The following is an 18,136-nucleotide window of genomic DNA, read 5'->3' as shown; positions in this document are numbered from 1 at the left end:
TTGGAAGACGGCCTTTTTCAGTAAACAATAAGCTTACTTCTGCGACAGCTCAGCTGCACCGGATTCTTTCAAGCGAATCAGGTTTAACGCCGAGCCCGCCTTGAACCACTCAATCTGACCTTGATTGTAAGTGTGGTTCAGGTTGATCAGGTCCGTGTCGCCGTCAGCGTGGTGCAGGCGGGCCTGAATCTGACTGCCGGGAGCAAAACCAGTTAAGCCAATAATGTCGATGGTATCATTCTCTTCGATCAGGTCGTAGTCGACCTTGTTGGCGAAGGTGAGGGCCAACATGCCCTGCTTTTTCAGGTTGGTTTCGTGAATACGCGCAAACGACTTCACGATTACGGCCCGAACGCCCAAATGACGGGGCTCCATGGCAGCATGCTCACGCGAAGACCCTTCGCCGTAGTTCTCATCACCTACTACTACTGTTCCAATACCCATCGACTTATAGGTACGGGCTACCTGTGGCACCGTGCTATACGGGTTGCCCTGGGTTACCTGATCCTTCACGGCATTTGCCTCGCCATTAAATGCGTTCGTGGCACCAATGAGCATGTTGTTGGAAATGTTGTCCAAGTGGCCCCGGTACTTCAGCCACGGGCCGGCCATGGAGATATGGTCGGTGGTGCACTTGCCTTGGGCTTTGATGAGCAGGCGTAGGCCTTTCAGGTCGGTGCCTTCCCAGGGCTTGAAGGGATCCAGCAACTCCAGGCGCTCTGACTCTGGATCAACGATAACCTGTACGCCCAAGCCGTTCTCGGCGGGAGCCTGGTAGCCAGCGTCCTCTACGTCGTAGCCCTGGGGGGGCATTTCCAGACCCGTAGGCTCATCGAGCTTCACCTGGCGGCCATCTTTGGTAGCCAGCGTGTCGGTGAGGGGGTTGAAGGTCAGGTCACCGGCAATAGCGAAGGCGGTTACGATTTCGGGCGAGGCCACGAACGCGTGGGTGTTCGGATTGCCATCGTTGCGCTTGGCGAAGTTGCGATTGAAGCTCGTGATGATAGAGTTCTTGCGCTTCGGATCGTCGGAGTGACGCGCCCACTGCCCGATGCAAGGGCCGCAGGCATTGGCCAGTACTACGCCGCCCATCTGGGCGAAAGTATCGAGCAGGCCGTCGCGCTCCACGGTGTAGCGCACCAGCTCCGAGCCGGGCGTCACGGTGAACTCAGCATTCACGGTTAAGCCTTTATCCACAGCCTGACTAGCGATGGAAGCGGCGCGGGTGATGTCTTCGTAGGACGAATTGGTGCACGAGCCGATCAAGCCTACTTCCAGCTTGGCAGGCCAGCCGTTCTCACGGACAGCGGCAGCAAACTGAGAGATTGGCCAGGCAGCGTCCGGCGTGAAGGGGCCGTTCACGTAAGGCTCCAGCGTGTTGAGGTCGATTTCAATGAGCTGATCGTAAAAGTTCTCGGGGTTAGCGTATACCTCGTCGTCGGCGCGCAGGTGTGCGGCCACGCCGTTGGCGAGGTCCGCGATTTCGGCCCGGCTGGTGCCGCGCAGATAATCTGCCATCTTCTCATCGTAGCTAAACACCGAGGTGGTAGCCCCGATTTCAGCCCCCATGTTGCAGATGGTACCTTTGCCGGTAGCCGACAAATTATCGGCTCCTTCGCCGAAATACTCGACAATAGCACCTGTACCGCCTTTTACGGTCAGGATACCAGCCACTTTCAAAATTACGTCCTTGGCGGAAGCCCAGCCGCTGAGCTTGCCGGTAAGCTTCACGCCAATCACTTTCGGGAATTTCAGTTCCCAGGCCATGCCAGCCATTACGTCTACGGCATCGGCACCGCCAACCCCGATGGCCACCATGCCCAGACCGCCAGCATTCGGCGTGTGCGAGTCAGTACCGATCATCATGCCGCCGGGGAAGGCGTAGTTTTCGAGTACTACCTGGTGAATAATACCGGCGCCGGGCTTCCAGAAGCCGATGCCATATTTATTGGAAACAGAAGCAAGGAAATCATATACCTCACGGTTCTCTTCGTTGGCCTGGGCCAGGTCGGAGTCGGCACCTACGCGGGCCTGAATGAGGTGGTCGCAGTGCACGGTGCTGGGCACAGCGGTTTTGTCTTTGCCGGCCTGCATAAACTGGAGCAGGGCCATCTGGGCGGTGGCATCCTGCATGGCCACGCGGTCGGGGGCAAAATCGACATAGGAAACGCCACGCTCGTAGGCTTGCTGCACGTTGCCGCCGTGGAGGTGGGAATACAGAATTTTCTCGGTAAGAGTAAGCGGGCGGCCAACGGCGGTGCGGGCGGCTTCGATGCGCTCGCCCATACCAGCGTACACGGCCTGAATCATTTCTAAGTCAAACGCCATAGTCGGGAGGGAAAAAGGGGTAAGTGGTAGGCTTCTTAGAAGCAGTACGCAAATATAGGCGGCCGGCGTTGCGGTGCATACATTTTATCTTTGCGAACCTACGTGCGCAAAACCTAAAATTGCCCCCCACGGTTTCCGTCTCGATTTCTCCTGCATTTCCTCCGCTTTATGTCGCTTCGCCTCAAAATTTGCCCCCCAGCCCTAGCTACTGCTTTGTTGTTGAGCCTGGGCGCCTGCCAATCCAATTCGTCGTCTGAAAACACCGCTGCCGTGCAAAACGAATCTAGCGCTGCTACCGCCCTCAAACCCGGCACCTGGCGCGGGGTGCTCTCGGCCCAAGGCCAGGAAATCCCGTTTTTGTTTGATGTAGAAGCCGTGGGGGGCAAATCGGTGGTGTACCTGCGCAACGGCGAGGAGCGCCTGAAGCTCGATGAAATCACCACGGCCGGCGACTCTACCACGATTACGCTGGGCGTGTTTGACGCGGCCTTGGTGGTGCGGCCCGATGGGGAAGGCAAGATGAAAGGCGCGTGGGTGAAGTACGACGCGCCGGAGCCATACCGGGTGCCCTTGGTGGCGACACTTGGGGGGCAAAAATTATTTCCCGCAACATCTGGCAAGCCGCAGTCATTCGACGGCACCTGGAGCGTAACATTCAAAGACGATGAAGGTCAGACATATCCCGCCGTGGGTGTCTTCAAGCAAAATAGCAGCGATGTAACCGGCACTTTCCTCACGACTACGGGTGACTATCGGTATCTGGATGGCCAGGTGAATGGCAATACGCTGAAGCTTTCTACCTTCGATGGCAACCACGGCTACCTGTTTACCGCCACGCGCAACAGCGACACCAACACCATCATCAACGGTGATTTCTACAGCGGCAAAAGCGGCCACGAAACCTGGACCGCCAAGCTCGATGCCAACGCCAAGCTGCCTAACGCCAACTCGCTCACTTTCCTGAAGCCCGGCGAGAAAAAGCTCGACTTTAAATTTCCCAACATCTACGAAGGCGGCTCCATCTCCCCTTCCGACCCCAAGTATCGGGGCAAAGTAGTAGTGGTGCAGCTACTCGGCTCGTGGTGCCCCAACTGCATGGACGAAACCAACTTTTTGGCCCCCTGGTACGAGAAAAACAAAAGCCGCGGCGTAGAAGTAATCGGCCTCGGCTTTGAGCGCAGCCCCGACCAGAGAAAGGCTGCCCAGCGCCTCATTAAGATGAAGGAGCGCCTCAACGTAGGCTACGACCTGGCCGTGGCCGGCATTGCCGACAAAGACGCGGCCGGCAAAGCTTTACCCCAAATCAATAAGGTTCTAGCCTTCCCCACTACTATCATCCTAGACAAAAAAGGGGAAGTGCGGAAGATTCACACTGGTTTCTCGGGCCCCGGCACGGGCAAATACTACGAGGAGTTTGTGGCCGATTTCAACCAGACCATTGATCAGTTGGTGAGAGAGTAAGGGCTGGTCGTATTCTAACCACAAAAAGCTCGTTTTCTAATTAGAAAACGAGCTTTTTGTGGTTTTAAGGAGCACTCCATTCCGACCATACCGACAAATGACCTGGTGTTGCTGAGCCACTACCGGGCGCGTTCCAGCAGCACAATAGGCGCGTTATGATAGGTAGCACGGGCGAATTCGCGGAAACCGAACTTGCGGGCCACGCCCAGCGAAGCCGCATTATCAGGGTCGATGATGCAGGTCAGGCGGGCGGTGGGGAAGCGCGGCTCAACCCAGGCCAGGGCGGCCTGCACGGCCTGGGAGGCGTAGCCCCGACCATGTAGGCTGGGGTCCAGAGTCCAGCCGGCTTCCAGGGTGCCTTTGAGGGAGGGCGTCAGGTCGCGCTGAAAATCAAAGAAGCCTACGGAGCCGATAAAGTGGCCAGTGGTTTTTTCCTCAATGGCCCAGCTCCCGTACCCGAACATCGCCCAGTGCCCCAACTGGCCGAGCATCCGCCGCCACACGTCTTCCTCAGCGTGCGGCTTGCCGCCCAGAAAGCGGTAGAAATCGGGGTGCTGGTGCAGGGCCACGGCTGCCGGCAGGTCGGTGGGCAAGGGGCCGCGCAGCAGTAAGTCAGGCGTTTCGAGTGGGGGCACCAGCGGAGCGGGCGCATCACGTAAGGTTAGCATGGATAGTGGGCAGGACTTGTTACGATATTGGGCAGGTGAATTAGAAGTGAAACTGTGAAGGCTGCTACGCCTTGCGTCGCTGGAAGCGCACTTTGATTTCCTGCCGGGGCCGCAGCGTAATCAGCGGCACCAGGTCGATAGGCGGCTGGACTACGGCTTCTATGTCGAAGCGGCGTAGCATTTCCAGCAGCACCAACTGCATTTCGGTAAGGGCAAACTGATTGCCGATACACAGGCGCGGGCCGCCGCCAAAAGGTATGTAGGCGTAGGGCGGCTGTTGGCGAATCTGGTCGGGGGCGAAACGCTCGGGGCGGAAGGATTCGGGCTCATCCCAGAGCTTGGCGGAGTGATGAATGCCGTAAAGGTAACCGGAGAGCAGCGTGCCTTTGGGCAGCGCCAGGCCATTGTAGCTGTCATCTTCTTGAGCTACGCGGTCCAGAATCCAGGCGGGCGGGTATAGGCGCATGGTTTCCTGAACGACTTGCAGCGAATAACCCAAGCCGGGCAAATCGGCGAAGGTGGCGGGCCGGTCGCCGAGCGCCTGGGCCATTTCAGTGCGCAGCTTAGCCACTACTTCCGGGTGCTGGGCCAGCAGATACCACATCCAGGACAAGGCGTTGGCGGAGGTTTCGTGACCGGCGACCAGCATAATAGCCGCCTCGTCGAGTACTTGCTCTTCGGTCATGGGCTCGCCGTTGTCCTCGTAGCGGGCATCGAGCAGCATTTGCAGCAGATCGTCGGGCGCGGGGCCGCCGTCCTGCTTCCGCTGCCGGATGTAGCCGCGCACGATGTCGCGCAACTCGGTGGCCAGTTGGTCGTGGTGGCGAAATTGCCCCCTGGCATGCTGCCAGGGCCGCAAATACGGCTGGCGAATGGTGCGCACGTAAAAGGCCTGAATAGCGGTCAGCAGTTCGGCCATGCGTAGCAGCTGCGGCTCAGCCAGACTGGTGCTAAACACCGAGCGGGCAATGATGCGAAAAGCCGTAGTGGTCATCAGGTCGTGCACTTTCACTTCCGCGAAGCCGCCTTCCTGGGGTAGGAGGCGCTCCAGCGGCTGCAGGCAATCGTTTATTTCGACCTGCATCAGGGTCACGAGGCTGGCAATGCGCTGCCGATGAAAGCCGGGCTGAATCAGGCGGCGCTGCTGCAGCCAGTAGCTCCCTTCGCTAGTGAGCAAGCCGTGGCCGAGGTAGCGCGCTACGCCGTGCGACAGCTCCGACTTGGGATAGTTGCGGTGGTTTTTCTGCAGGATGTGCTGCACCAAGCCAGGGTCGCGGGTGAGCACCGTACGCCGAATGCCCCCCAGATACACCACAATCGTGTCGCCGTAGCTGTCGAGGTACCTATTGAGCACCGGAATCGGGTTGGACGCCAGCCTAACGGAGTTGCGCAACGACAGCCAGCGGGGCACTTCGGGCAGTTTTTTAACGACAGTTGGAAAAACAGCAGGCATATACGAGTGGATTAAGCTGCCCTCAAATTACGTCTGACTTGGCTTTTATGCTTACAGAAAAATGTGCTGAGGCGCTTGGCCTGTAAGTCGCTGGTTTTTGCTGGTTGGGGGGCTTTTTTGCGAAGCGCAACACAAAACCTCGTGCCCTGCGTACACCATCCCAACGGTATCCGCCAAGTGGCGCTGCCGTTGCCGCTCCCCAATTATCTCCAAAACCAAACACTTTCTCCCTATGTGGATTCAGCAAAAACCAGGCACCCCCGCTCCTCTCGATGAATTACAAGGCCGCACTGTGGGCCTGAAGTTCGAGTGCAACCACTGCAACACCGAAGTTTTCACTGACCTGATCGGCGTGCCTGCCCCCGACTTGCTGGCCAACTCCATGGAAGACGACGGCCAGTTCGAAACCGAAGAAATAAAGTGCCCCGGCTGCGACATGACGCACTCCCTCACCGTGCGCAGCACCTTCGAAGGCGTGCAGTTCGACGTATCGGAGGTAAAACCCGACAGCGTGAGCTACCAGGTAGCGGAGCCCGAAGCGTAAGCTACTAGTAAATAATAACTTGACAAGCCTGATGGCTGCTGATAAGGGCAGTTGTCAGGCTTGTTGTTTGAAGGCCGACCTCACCCCTAGCTCCTCTCCTCAGGGAGAGGGAAGCCAGACGTTTCCTCTGTCAGAACGCACCCCTCTCCCCGAGGAGAGGGGCTGGGGGTGAGGTCCCCCCTATGGCGCCCTTTCCCTATTAAATCTACCGCATGAAAGCTTTTATTTTCGATCTGAACGGCACGATGATCCATGACATGGAGTATCACACCCGGACTTGGCAATCTTTATTAATAGGACTTACGCACTTGCGGGGAGCAGGGCAGGAATGAGGGGCTTGGCGAGCAGCTGGCTCAAGTAGGGAGCCCATTGGTGCTGGTGGGCCTGATAAATCGTTTGGGCCGTTGATCGGGCAAACTCGCGCAGGGACACCCACGCCAGGTAGCAGCAGGCCAGATGGTTGCGCTGGGCCTGGGCACGGCGGCACTGGCATTTCTCGGCCCCGGTCAGCTGCTTGAAGCTGCGGTGAAACTCTTCCACCTGCCAGCGGGTGCGGGTGGTGGCCTCGACCAGCGGTTGGGTAAGCGTAAAGGCGAAGTTGTTGGTCACGACCCATTCAATGTCGCCGTTTGGGGCGACCAGCCGGAACAAGCGCACCGCAAACGGCACCTTCTGCAAGCGTACTTCCAAGCCGGTGCTCCACCCACCCGGCGGCGGGGCTACGTCGGCCAGGGACTGGTAGCCCCCCTCTTTGCTGGCACTCACTAACCGGTTGCTTTTCAGGGTCGTGAAAAACGTCCAACCGGCCCGCTGAATCAGCTTCAGGTTGTCGCTGCCGCTGTACCAGGCATCGAACAGGAGCGTGCGGGCCTGAATTTTATTTTCCGCCACGACGTGGGCGAACATGGCCTGGAAATGCTCGTTTTTGGTCAGGCCATCCAGCTCCGGGGCATAGACGCGGTAGTCCAGGGGCAGAAAATCCCCGGCCTGTCCGCTGCTGTGGACCAGGTTAACCAGGCAGATGCCGGTGACCAGGCCATGTTCGTTGCCCGAATACTGGCGTTTGGCTACTTCAATGAAGCGACTGTAGCGCTTGTCCTGCACGCTATCATCGACCAGCAAAAAGGCCTCCGGCGAGTCGTGGAGCAAGGGCAAGACCAACTCGCGCAACTGCGTGGGCGAAAACGAGCTGCGGCGCAGAAATCGGTTCACTTGATCGTGGCTCACCTGCGACAGGTGCTCGGCCAAGTGCGTACACGTATAATTGCGGGGCGTACTAAGCAGGTACTCGATGTAAGTCGCTTGCGTCACCATAAAGCCAGGCTTTTTCTCAAGTTACTACTAAGTGCGTAAGTCCTAATTAAATAACGACCTGGGGGGCAATTTTACCTGGGACGAGGTCAAAACCCAGATGTACGGCAAGAACCAGGAGCTGCTGGTGCGCGTGTTCGGCCCCGATAAGTTTACAGAAGCCGAAATGCAGCGCTTATCCGTAAAAAAGGAGGAGCGCTATCAGAAGGAGTTTCTGCCGCACCTGCAACTGCTGCCCGGCTTACCGAAGTTTCTGGAAGAAGCCCACCAACGCGGAATTCTGATGGCCATCGGCTCGGCGGCCATTATGTTCAATGTCGACTTCGTGCTGGATAACTTGAATATCCGCCACTATTTCTCGGCCATCGTCAGCGCCGATGACGTGACGCTGAGCAAACCTCACCCCGAAACCTTTCTGAGAGCCGCCGAGCAGCTAGGCGTAGCGCCCACCGAGTGCCTTGTCTTCGAAGATGTGCCCAAAGGCGTGGAAGCCGCCCGCAACGCCGGCATGCAAACCGTGGTGCTCACCACCACGCACCAGCAGTCCGAGTTCGACGCCCTGGATAACGTGCTGCATTTCGCCGCTGACTTCCGCGACCCATTCATGAAAAACCTGCTGTAACCCAAGCTAGCGTGCAGGCTTATTTTTCCCGCTCAATCGTGTAGTTGATCAGCTGCTCCAGCGAATCGCGGGAGGGCGAAGCGGGGAAGGTGCGCAGGATGGTTAGGGCTTCGTCGCGGTAGCGCTCCATTACCCGGATGGCGTAGTCGAGGCCGCCGGTTTTCTTCACGAACTCAATGACGGCCTGCACCCGGTCTTTGCGGCCATCGTTGTTTTTTACGTTGAAAATGACGCGGCGCTTGGTCAGCCAATCAACCTGTTGCAGGGAGTAGATGAGCGGCAGCGTCATCTTTTTCTCCTTAATATCGATGCCGACGGGCTTACCTATTTCGGCGGTACCGAAGTCGAACAGATCGTCTTTTATTTGGAAGGCCATGCCTACTTTTTCGCCGAAAAGCCGGGCCCGCTCAATGGTTTCCTTGTCAGCGCCGGCTGAGGCGGCCCCCACAGCGCAGCAGGAAGCAATCAGCGAAGCAGTTTTCTGGCGAATAATATCGAAGTACACGTCCTCGGTAATGTCGAGGCGGCGCGCTTTCTCGATCTGCAGCAGCTCGCCCTCACTTAGCTCCCGCACCGCATTATTCACGATTTTGAGTAGCACAAAATCGTCGTGTTCCAGCGCCAGCTGCAGGCCGCGCGAAAGCAGATAGTCGCCCACAAGCACGGCAATCTTGTTTTTCCAGAGGGCATTAATGGAAAAGAAGCCGCGCCGATAGTTGCTCTCGTCCACCACATCGTCGTGCACGAGCGTGGCCGTGTGTAGCAGCTCGATGAGGGCCGCGCCACGAAACGTGGCTTCGGGCAGCGGGTCGCCACCGCTTATTTTGGCCGTAAAGAACACGAACATCGGGCGCAGCTGCTTGCCTTTGCGCTTGATGATGTAACCCATGATTTTGTCGAGCAGCAGCACCTTGGTCTGCATCGAAGCCCGGAATTTGCGTTCAAATTCCTCCATTTCGGCCGCTATCGGGGCCTGTATCACGTCGAGCGTTCCTTTCATGCGGGGCATTGGGCGCTGCAATGATACGCGGCAGCAGGCCGGTTTCCTAACCCTGCTTGTGCCGCTCTGTTCTGGCACTTTGTTGGTTTGGGGTTGGTTTTGGGTTGGTTTTGGGTCGGTTTGGGCACTGTGAGGGCAAATTTTGTAGCTTACTTTTACCTTCTTACTTAATCGGTACAAAAATGCCCCCCAGCCTCGCCCCTATCGCCGTTGAGTTTTTATTAACCTCCTCTCGTCACACCCGGCCTTTTGCCGCCGATGCCCGCTTTCTGCCCGATGGGCAGCCCAAACCGGTAATTGTGTTTGTACATGGCTTTAAAGGCTTTAAAGACTGGGGCCATTTCAGCGTGTTGGCCGATTACTTTGCGCGTCAGGGCTTCGTGTTTGTTAAGCTGAACTTCTCACACAATGGCATTGTGCCCGGCGGCACCGGCGACCTGGAGGATATGGAAGCTTTCGGCAACAACAACTTCAGCCTGGAGCTTGACGACCTGGGCACCTTACTGGACAGCCTTTACTGGCTAGGCGAAGCCGCGATTCCGTCCGCGGAATTGGCCTTAAATCGTCTGTTTCTGGTAGGCCACAGTCGGGGTGGTGGGCTGGCTATGCTCAAGGCTGCCGAAGATGCGCGCGTACGGGCCGTGGCCGCCTGGGCTCCCATCAGCGACATCGATCAGCGCTGGTCGGCGGAGGTAATGCGGCGCTGGCAAGCCGAGGGTGTGCAGTACATTGATAATACCCGTACTGGTCAGCGGATGCCACTGTATTATCAGCTGGTCGAAGATTTTCTGGCCAATAAAGAGCGCCTCGATATTCCAAAGAATGTGCGCGAAAAGCTGAGTCAGCCCCTGCTCATTCTGCACGGCGACGAAGACGAAACTCTACCCGTGAGCATGGCCCATGACCTGAAAAGCTGGAAACCCGATGCGGAGCTGGTTATCCTGCCTGGGGCGGGTCATATGTTTGGTGGCAAGCACCCCTGGGAAGAAGAACAGCTGCCAGCATTAGCACAGGAAGTCGCCGACCGCACGATAGGCTTCTTCAAAGGCATCAAATAGCTTGGCCAGCACCTTGCCTACTCACACGGCTTACCTGCTACTCGGCAGCAACCTCGGCGACCGGGCCGCCACGCTACGCACCGCCATACAGCAGCTCGGCGAGTTGGAGTGTATTGTTGTTAACACATCATCTCTTTACGAAACAGCGGCCTGGGGCTTGGAGCAGCAGCCCGCCTTCCTGAATCAGGCCGTGCAGCTGCGCACAAATTTGCCCCCCGATGCCCTCTTAAATGTCTGCTTGCACGTAGAGCAGCTCGCGGGGCGAGAGCGGCGCGTACGTTGGGATGCGCGCACCTTGGACGTAGATATTCTACTATATGACGCGCTGGCGCTGGATTCCCCTAGACTCGTGGTGCCGCACCCGCGCCTGCCGGAGCGGCGCTTTGCCTTGGTGCCGCTGGCCGAAATTGCGGCGGCGGAAGTACATCCGGTGTTGGGCCAAACAGTAGCCGAATTACTGGCATACTGCCCTGATAAATTAGAGGTGAAACGGTGGGTGAAAACTTCAGCCAGCTGAAATAAAAGCCATCTATTTCAGCCTTTTATTAGGCGGTCATGCAGAGCGGAGCATCTCGCTAGCGGTAGTGAGAGTAGTAATTCCACTAAACACGCGAGATGCTTCGCTCTGCCTGACCGCCTAATAGAGCAGCCTAATTTGCTTCATAAAGCGTATTAATAACTGATGTTACGCAGCAACTGCATCCATTAGTCGGTAAGGCTGTTTCTGAGCGTAGCAAAAGCCGCTTTTTGAAGCGCAGCAGCAAGTCGTGCGTAACATGAGTTAATAACTAAACAGCCGAACTAGCTGCGGTCTGGGGGGCAATTTTCTTTACCAAGCCTTGCAACACCTTACCGGGTCCGCACTCAACGAACTCGGTAGCACCATCGGCGGCCATGTGCTGTATGAGCTGGGTCCAGCGAACAGGAGCCGTGAGCTGGCGCACAAGGTTTTCGCGGATTTCGTCGGGGTCACGGTGAGGAGCGGCGTCTACGTTTTGGTACACCGGGCAAATACCGGCCGCGAAAGGCGTGGCCTCAATGGCGCGGGCCAGCGCCGCCTCCGCCGATTGCATAAGCGGCGAGTGAAAAGCCCCCCCAACGCTCAGGGGCAGCGCCCGCTTGGCACCAGCAGCCTTCATTTGCTCACAGGCAACGGTAATGCCCTGCTGGCTCCCCGAAATAACGAGTTGGCCGGGGCAGTTGAAGTTGGCCGCTACCACTATGTCGCCCGCTTGGCTGATTTCCTGGCAGATGCGCACGACGATGTCGTCATCAAGCCCCAGAATAGCGGCCATTGTGCCGGGTTGCTCTTCACAGGCAGCCTGCATGGCCTGTGCCCGCTGCGCAACTAGTTGAAGCGCGTCTTCAAACTTCAGGACTTTAGCCGCTACCAATGCCGAAAACTCACCCAATGAATGACCAGCTACCATATCGGGAACCAGCCCTGGGAGGCTGGCAGCTAGGGCCACGGAATGCAAGAAAATGGCGGGCTGGGTGACATTGGTTTGGCGCAGGTCTTCGTCGGAGCCAGCAAACATGATATCTGTTAGACGGAAGCCCAGAATATCATTGGCCTGGTCAAACAACTGGCGGGCAGTAGGTTGCTGCTCGTAAAGGTCACGGCCCATGCCGCTAAACTGACTACCCTGGCCGGGAAAAAGTACTGCTTTCATGTCTGAACCACGGATGTACGCGGATTTTTTGGGGTTACACGGATTTTGTGGACGGCTGCTTGTGGGGTTGCCTGCTACAACAGTCGCGCAAGCTGCACAAATTGAATCGTAAGCCCAAAAAAGCCCCCCAGCTTATGTTTTCAGAGCTTACCTAAAAAAGAACAGGGCGAACCATCTGGTTCGCCCTGTTGCTGGACAGCTTACGGAATGTGGAATCAGCGCGTGATTTCCACCCAGCCCTTATAGGTGCGCTTCGTACTACTGAAATCCGCGAATTCGACCTCGGCAATGTAGTAATACACGCCTTCGGTCACCTTCACGCCACCCTTGCCTTCAGTCGCGTTGCTGGCGCCATCCCATTCAATTAATGGGTTCTGGTCGCTTTCGTACACCTTCACGCCCCAACGGTTGAAGGCCTGGAAGCGGGTGCGCCGTATCGGACTGGCCACTTTTGGGCGGAACGTGTCGTTGCGCTGGTCGGCATTGGGAGTGAAGATGTTGGGCAACACAAAGAAGAGACAGTTGTCCTTGCACTCAATGTTGCTCAGCGCACTCCGGTTACCAACCGCATCAACGGCCTGGACAGCATAGCAGCCCGCAAAGGTGGCCTTGCCGGGCCGGTTTGCCCTATCCCGATCTAATCGATCAACATAGCTCTGCTGCGTTACGGAGTCGATAGCCACTAAGGGTCCCTCGGGTGTCTCCCGATACAGAATCCGGTAGTAGGCAATCTCGCGGCTGCAATCGGCGGGCGTGTTGCCCAAGGTCCACCGCAGCTTGTTGCTATACACTTGATTTGGTGCCGGGAAAGTTGGCAGCGCCGCCAAGCTGTCACAGTTGGTAGGCGCCAGCGTCAGCACGGGTGGGCACGGCACCGTGTTCAGCGCGATGCACTTCTCCTGGCTCTTATTCAGCAGAGGATCGGGAATATCAGGGTTACTATACGTGCCATTCGTTTCGACATAATAGCAGTACACCTGCCCTTTGCGCAAGGGCACGGCCGTAGTTCCCTGATCGACAAATGTGCCCCCCGTGATAGTGCCCGTCACGGTGCCTACTTGCACAAACGGGCTGCCGGGTGCCGGGTCGCGCCGATAAATAGTCGTGGGCCGGAGCGCATTATTCCACGGCACAGTATACGTCCAGTTCAGCGTAATGCGGTTCAGGTTTGGGTTGCTGACATCCGCCGTGCCTTCCAGCCGCACGCTGGATGCCGTCGAGGTTTCCGTCAGCACGGCTGAGCCGGGTCCGGCTACGGCGTTGCTAAAGAATTCCAGCCGGTAGGTGAAGGTGTTAGCCAACGTGTTCAGGCCAGTATCTACAAACGATAGCTCATCCAGATTATTCGTAGTGAACACCACAGTGGGCGTGGCCGTACCCGCCGAACGCAGCAGACGGTAGCCCACGGGCGGAATAAACCCGCTTTGGCTGAAAGGCTTGGTCCAGCGCACCGTGATAGCGCCGTTGGCAGCATCGGTCCGATCTACGGTTACATTGGTTAGCACCGCGCTCCGACCTTGCAGGTTCAGGCATTGCTCTGCGGATGCAATGCTGGCGCCACCTTTGGGCCGCGGAAACTCCGCGTAAATACGGTAACAATAGTTTTTGCCCCGCTCCAAACCCAAACCACCCCGGTCATCGCGGAAGATATCCGTCCCGACCGGCACTGAACCAATCTGCACGAAGCCTGAGCTAGCCGGAATGCCTGTTTCGCAAGGCCCAGGAACAAAGTTGGAAGGTCCTTCTTTCCGATAAATCAGAATCCGGCTGGCATTGGTGCAGGTATACCGGTCCCAGGTCAGAATGGCGGTATTGCCTTCGCCGCGCACACCGAAGTTTTGCGGCGGCGGCCCGATTACCGTAATGCGCCACGCCTTTTCGTCAATTAATACCGTACCCAATGGTGGCTGGTCGTCGGCCTTAAAAACAACGGTGTACGGATCGGAAGCAACATCCGTGCATTGGGGCGTCCAGCGAAAAGTGCCGCTGGCCTGCGGTGGCCCCGTCGCGTTTTGCACAAAGGTGGCAGGCGGGAAAATGCCCCCGAAAGCCGCTAATGTTATCTTATCGTTATTTGGGTCAGTGGCCGTAACGCTTGCGGTAATGGGCGTACCGGCTATCACACAAAGGTCGGGCGGAATGGTAATAGTAGGCCGCAGATTATTGGTGGGCTCCACCAGAATCTGCATATCGCGGATTACCTCCCCAATCAGACGGGCTGGCCCCGTACCAGTTCGTCGGTACTCCAAAACCGCAAAAGCAAAATTATAGAGACCGACCGTGTTTGGCGCGTTCCATACAATTTGCCCTGTCCTACGGTCCTGCGTGAAGGTCGACTGTCCGCCCCCAGGGTCATTTAGATAGGGCACCTGTACTCCTCGCGGCTCAGTTAGGTTAGGGAACCTGTAATTAGTGGTAACAACCGGCCGGGGCCGGCAATTATCTATGTCAATAGTTCCTTTTACACCATTGGCTACTTGCTGGCTGGAGCGCAGCTCAAACACTAAAGAGTCGCCATCTGCATCGAAAGCGGCAGGGTTGTGCAGCCATACCTGATTGACGCCGGCCTTATCGTAAGCTGGTGCGTTCAGTACCGGAGACCTGTTTATATTAAGCTCGGGGGCAATAGTAACGCGGGTAGAAATATAAAATGTCTGGGTGTTGGAGTCAGACATATTGCGCACTCCATCATTGCGTAATTCCCCAATATAACTGACCAAATAGGGACCAGGAGCATTATAAGTATGCTCAAAATAGTATACATTAATCTGGGTGCCAGGTATTACTTGGCGCAGCGTAGTACGAGGTATTTCACGTACTCCAGTGCAGCTTCCATCTCCAAAAAATATAGCTACTTTATCTTCATCAACTTTTGAAGTTTCGTTGTCGGTGAAGAGTACCATCTTGAAGAAGATACGCCGCGGGTTGCGGGCACTGACGGGCAGCGTAGTATCTGACTTAGCCTGTATGTCACCGGCCCGGAGGTGGGAGGCCTGAGCCGTAGGTGTTATACCTAGAGAAGCTAGTATGGTAAGTACCAGCCCCACCAATAACCAACTAACGCGTCGAGGTAGCGGAAGCTTCATATTAAAGAGTGATTAAAGACAATTTTTCGGAGAGCAGAAGGTCAGCAAAAATGCGCTGATTACCTAACAAACAACACGCGCGCGGTGTTACATATTCGCTATGAAGCTCTAACGGCCCCGCTGCCAGATTGATTCACGTCTTTCTAAACGTCGGATGTCGATTGTTTCGTACTTGGTCGGCCCTTACCTTTGGTCAACTACAACCGACCTTTCAAAAATCATCAATAACTCCTATGAGTTGGATTACGAAGACGTTTACTAGCAGTATCGGCCGCAAGGTAATTGTGGCCATTACCGGCCTTTTTCTTTGCTCTTTTCTTGTTGTGCACCTGGTGGGCAACCTTCAGTTATTTAAGGATGACGGTGGGGCCGCCTTTAACATCTACTCTCATTTCATGGGGACCAATCCTGTCATCAGGACCTTGGAGTGGGTATTGGTACTGGGCTTTGGTTTCCATATTTATGAGTCATACACGCTGGCCGTGCGCAACCGGGCTGCCCGCAAAGTAGGCTACGTAGATAGCCGCCCTTCGGAAAACAGCCCTTGGTACTCGCGTAGCATGGCGCTGCTCGGCACCCTGATTCTGATTTTCCTGATTGTGCACATGTACAACTTCTTCTATCGGGCCCGGTTTGGGGATTTAGATCCGGATATCAATAACAATGACGACTTATACACGCTGGTGGTCACTTCATTTCACCAGTGGTGGTACGTGCTACTGTACGTAACAGCGCAGGCGGCTTTGTGCTATCATCTCATTCACGGCTTCCGTAGCGGCTTTCAGACTCTGGGCCTGAACCACCGCAAATACACACCTATTGTCCGCGTTATCGGCTACATTTTCGCCATTGTCGTGTGTGCTGGGTTTGCCGCGATGCCGCTGTACTTCTACTTTTTTAAATAGTCCTAACCTCGTATTACGATGAATCTGGATTCCAAAATTCCTGAAGGGCCTCTCGCCGAAAAGTGGGAGAAGCACAAGTTCAATGTGAAGCTTGTGAATCCCGCCAACAAGCGGAAGTACGACGTTATTATCGTGGGTACGGGCTTAGCCGGCGCGTCAGCAGCTGCCTCATTGGCTGAGTTAGGCTACAACGTAAAGGCTTTCACCTATCACGATTCACCGCGTCGCGCGCACTCTATTGCGGCGCAGGGTGGTATCAATGCTGCCAAGAACTACCAGAACGACGGCGATTCCATATTCCGTCTGTTCTACGATACTATTAAAGGAGGTGACTATCGTTCCCGCGAGGCAAATGTGTATCGCTTGGCTCAGGTATCGGTTAATATCATTGACCAGTGCGTGGCGCAAGGTGTACCCTTTGCCCGCGAATATGGTGGCTTGTTGGCTAACCGCTCGTTCGGTGGTGCCCAGGTAAGCCGAACCTTCTACGCTCGGGGCCAAACTGGTCAGCAGCTGCTGTTGGGGGCTTACTCGGCCCTAAGCCGGCAGATTGCCTACGGCAAAGTGAAGATGTACACCCGCTCCGAGATGCTGGAGCTGGTAGTAGTAGAGGGCAAAGCACGTGGCATCGTAACGCGCAACCTGATTACGGGTGAGATTGAGACGCACGCGGCTCATGCGGTAGTGCTGGCTACGGGTGGCTATGGCAACGTGTTCTACCTGAGCACAAACGCCAAGTACTGCAACGTAACTGCCCCATGGCGTGCCCACAAGAAAGGTGCTTACTTCGCTAACCCCTGCTTCACCCAGATTCACCCAACCTGTATTCCCGTATCCGGTGATTATCAGTCGAAGCTGACGCTGATGTCGGAGTCGCTGCGTAACGACGGCCGCGTGTGGGTGCCGAAGACCAAGGAAATGGCTGAGCGCCTGCGTGGGGGGCAAATTCGGGTGGCAGATATTCCCGAGGAAGAGCGTGACTATTTCCTGGAGCGCAAGTATCCTTCCTTCGGTAACCTGGTACCGCGCGACGTAGCCTCGCGTAATGCCAAGCAGGCCTGCGACGAAGGCCGTGGTGTAGGCTCAACAGGCTTGGCTGTGTACCTCGACTTCGCCGACGCTATTCAGCGCGAAGGCGTAGATAAGGTGAGCCAGAAGTACGGCAACCTGTTTGCCATGTACGAGAAAATTACCGCCGAAAATCCCTATGAGCTGCCGATGCGCATCTACCCGGCGGTACACTATACTATGGGTGGGCTATGGGTAGATTACAACCTGATGACTTCTATCCCAGGCTTGTATGCTACCGGCGAGTGCAACTTCTCCGACCACGGTGCTAACCGCCTGGGAGCTTCGGCCCTGATGCAAGGCTTAGCTGATGGTTACTTTGTAATCCCTTATACCATTGGTGATTACTTGGCTAAGGAGGCTCCAGTACCGGTTACTACCCAACACGTAGCCTTTAAGGAAGCGGAAGCAGAAGTACACGCTCGCACCCAGAAGCTGCTCAGCATCAAAGGTACCCGTACGCCAAACGAGTTTCATAAAGTGCTTGGTCACATTATGTGGGATCATTGCGGCATGAGCCGTAATGCCGAGGGTTTACAGTTTGCCAAGCAGGAAATTCAGAAGCTGCGCCGCGAGTTCTGGTCTGACCTGAAGCTGACGGGCACCAACGAAGAATTGAACCAGATGCTGGAAATTGCCGGTCGTGTGGCCGACTTCCTGGAGCTCGGTGAGCTGATGGTAGATGACGCACTGAACCGCGAAGAAAGCTGCGGTGGTCACTTCCGTGAGGAGTACCAGACGCCCGAAAATGAAGCCCTGCGCGACGACGAAAACTTTGCTTACGTAGCTGCCTGGGAGTGGACTGGCGACAATCAGCCGGAAAATCTGCATAAGGAAGAGCTGCAATTCGAAAACGTAAAACTCACGCAGCGTAGCTACAAGTAAAACCAGAAGCGAGAGATAAGAAGTGAGAAGTAAGACATTTGTCAGGTACTTATCAGCTTCATTTTCTATCTCAC

The 18,136-nt window shown here is 56.1% G+C and carries 13 protein-coding genes and 1 pseudogene; 7 read left to right on the top strand and 7 right to left on the bottom strand.

Annotated elements, in window-relative coordinates:
- Positions 1–33: 33 nt before the first annotated feature.
- Positions 34–2,328 (bottom strand): aconitate hydratase, encoded by a 2,295-nt coding sequence (locus MKZ35_RS04440; RefSeq protein ID WP_482511997.1) that lies wholly within the window; start codon positions 2,326–2,328, stop codon positions 34–36.
- 168 nt (positions 2,329–2,496) lie between these two features.
- Between MKZ35_RS04440 and MKZ35_RS04435 the strand changes: the two genes are divergently transcribed.
- Positions 2,497–3,789, top strand: a complete 1,293-nt coding sequence (locus MKZ35_RS04435; protein WP_482511996.1) for a peroxiredoxin family protein — start codon at positions 2,497–2,499, stop codon at positions 3,787–3,789.
- Positions 3,790–3,908: 119 nt separating this feature from the next.
- On the opposite strand, the gene MKZ35_RS04430 is transcribed toward MKZ35_RS04435, so the two are convergent.
- On the bottom strand, positions 3,909–4,457 hold the full coding sequence (locus tag MKZ35_RS04430) for a GNAT family N-acetyltransferase (RefSeq protein ID WP_482511995.1): 549 nt from the start codon (positions 4,455–4,457) through the stop codon (positions 3,909–3,911).
- 64 nt (positions 4,458–4,521) lie between these two features.
- Positions 4,522–5,910: a cytochrome P450 gene (locus tag MKZ35_RS04425; protein ID WP_482511994.1), complete on the bottom strand. Its 1,389-nt coding sequence runs from the start codon at positions 5,908–5,910 to the stop codon at positions 4,522–4,524.
- A 232-nt stretch (positions 5,911–6,142) separates the two neighbouring features.
- Here MKZ35_RS04425 and MKZ35_RS04420 point away from each other — a divergent pair, with 232 nt between their 5' ends.
- On the top strand, positions 6,143–6,454 hold the full coding sequence (locus tag MKZ35_RS04420) for a hypothetical protein (RefSeq protein WP_482511993.1): 312 nt from the start codon (positions 6,143–6,145) through the stop codon (positions 6,452–6,454).
- Between the two features lie 300 nt (positions 6,455–6,754).
- On the opposite strand, the gene MKZ35_RS04415 is transcribed toward MKZ35_RS04420, so the two are convergent.
- Positions 6,755–7,768 carry an IS701 family transposase gene (locus MKZ35_RS04415; protein WP_482511450.1) on the bottom strand — a complete coding sequence of 338 codons (1,014 nt, stop codon included), beginning with the start codon at positions 7,766–7,768 and terminating at the stop codon, positions 6,755–6,757.
- A 46-nt stretch (positions 7,769–7,814) separates the two neighbouring features.
- On the opposite strand from MKZ35_RS04415, the pseudogene MKZ35_RS04410 reads away from it, so the two are divergent.
- Positions 7,815–8,387 (top strand): annotated as a pseudogene (locus tag MKZ35_RS04410) (HAD family hydrolase); the annotation flags it as partial.
- A 19-nt stretch (positions 8,388–8,406) separates the two neighbouring features.
- Here the strand turns inward: MKZ35_RS04410 and MKZ35_RS04405 are convergent.
- On the bottom strand, positions 8,407–9,387 hold the full coding sequence (locus MKZ35_RS04405; protein ID WP_482511992.1) for a polyprenyl synthetase family protein: 981 nt from the start codon (positions 9,385–9,387) through the stop codon (positions 8,407–8,409).
- Between the two features lie 182 nt (positions 9,388–9,569).
- On the opposite strand from MKZ35_RS04405, the gene MKZ35_RS04400 reads away from it, so the two are divergent.
- Positions 9,570–10,445 (top strand): alpha/beta hydrolase family protein, encoded by an 876-nt coding sequence (locus tag MKZ35_RS04400; RefSeq protein ID WP_482511991.1) that lies wholly within the window; start codon positions 9,570–9,572, stop codon positions 10,443–10,445.
- 13 nt (positions 10,446–10,458) lie between these two features.
- Entirely contained in the window at positions 10,459–10,962 is a 504-nt protein-coding gene (folK, locus tag MKZ35_RS04395) for a 2-amino-4-hydroxy-6-hydroxymethyldihydropteridine diphosphokinase (protein WP_482511990.1), read from the top strand.
- 271 nt (positions 10,963–11,233) lie between these two features.
- Here folK and fabD read toward each other — a convergent pair whose 3' ends face one another.
- Both fabD and MKZ35_RS04385 read right to left on the bottom strand, forming a co-directional pair.
- Entirely contained in the window at positions 11,234–12,118 is an 885-nt protein-coding gene (fabD, locus tag MKZ35_RS04390; protein ID WP_482511989.1) for an ACP S-malonyltransferase, read from the bottom strand.
- A 215-nt stretch (positions 12,119–12,333) separates the two neighbouring features.
- Positions 12,334–15,204, bottom strand: a complete 2,871-nt coding sequence (locus MKZ35_RS04385; RefSeq protein ID WP_482511988.1) for a T9SS type B sorting domain-containing protein — start codon at positions 15,202–15,204, stop codon at positions 12,334–12,336.
- A 233-nt stretch (positions 15,205–15,437) separates the two neighbouring features.
- On the opposite strand from MKZ35_RS04385, the gene MKZ35_RS04380 reads away from it, so the two are divergent.
- Positions 15,438–16,109, top strand: coding sequence for a succinate dehydrogenase cytochrome b subunit (locus MKZ35_RS04380; protein WP_482511987.1), 672 nt, complete (start codon positions 15,438–15,440; stop codon positions 16,107–16,109).
- An 18-nt stretch (positions 16,110–16,127) separates the two neighbouring features.
- Positions 16,128–18,062, top strand: coding sequence for a fumarate reductase/succinate dehydrogenase flavoprotein subunit (locus tag MKZ35_RS04375; RefSeq protein ID WP_482511986.1), 1,935 nt, complete (start codon positions 16,128–16,130; stop codon positions 18,060–18,062).
- Positions 18,063–18,136: the final 74 nt, after the last annotated feature.

It is taken from the genome of Hymenobacter sp. R533113 (assembly GCF_056835965.1).
Note: the sequence above shows the minus strand (reverse complement) of the source record. Positions and strands in the feature narration are given on the sequence as shown.

Excerpts from the sequence above, each read along its gene's own strand:
- MKZ35_RS04440 (WP_482511997.1), bottom strand. The coding sequence starts at position 2,328 with ATGGCGTTTGACTTAGAAATGATTCAGGCCGTGTACGCTGGTATGGGC.
- MKZ35_RS04375 (WP_482511986.1), top strand. The coding sequence starts at position 16,128 with ATGAATCTGGATTCCAAAATTCCTGAAGGGCCTCTCGCCGAAAAGTGG.
- MKZ35_RS04415 (WP_482511450.1), bottom strand. The coding sequence starts at position 7,768 with ATGGTGACGCAAGCGACTTACATCGAGTACCTGCTTAGTACGCCCCGC.
- MKZ35_RS04420 (WP_482511993.1), top strand. The coding sequence starts at position 6,143 with ATGTGGATTCAGCAAAAACCAGGCACCCCCGCTCCTCTCGATGAATTA.
- MKZ35_RS04380 (WP_482511987.1), top strand. The coding sequence starts at position 15,438 with ATGAGTTGGATTACGAAGACGTTTACTAGCAGTATCGGCCGCAAGGTA.
- MKZ35_RS04405 (WP_482511992.1), bottom strand. The coding sequence starts at position 9,387 with ATGAAAGGAACGCTCGACGTGATACAGGCCCCGATAGCGGCCGAAATG.
- MKZ35_RS04385 (WP_482511988.1), bottom strand. The coding sequence starts at position 15,204 with ATGAAGCTTCCGCTACCTCGACGCGTTAGTTGGTTATTGGTGGGGCTG.
- MKZ35_RS04430 (WP_482511995.1), bottom strand. The coding sequence starts at position 4,457 with ATGCTAACCTTACGTGATGCGCCCGCTCCGCTGGTGCCCCCACTCGAA.
- MKZ35_RS04425 (WP_482511994.1), bottom strand. The coding sequence starts at position 5,910 with ATGCCTGCTGTTTTTCCAACTGTCGTTAAAAAACTGCCCGAAGTGCCC.
- fabD (WP_482511989.1), bottom strand. The coding sequence starts at position 12,118 with ATGAAAGCAGTACTTTTTCCCGGCCAGGGTAGTCAGTTTAGCGGCATG.
- MKZ35_RS04400 (WP_482511991.1), top strand. The coding sequence starts at position 9,570 with ATGCCCCCCAGCCTCGCCCCTATCGCCGTTGAGTTTTTATTAACCTCC.
- MKZ35_RS04435 (WP_482511996.1), top strand. The coding sequence starts at position 2,497 with ATGTCGCTTCGCCTCAAAATTTGCCCCCCAGCCCTAGCTACTGCTTTG.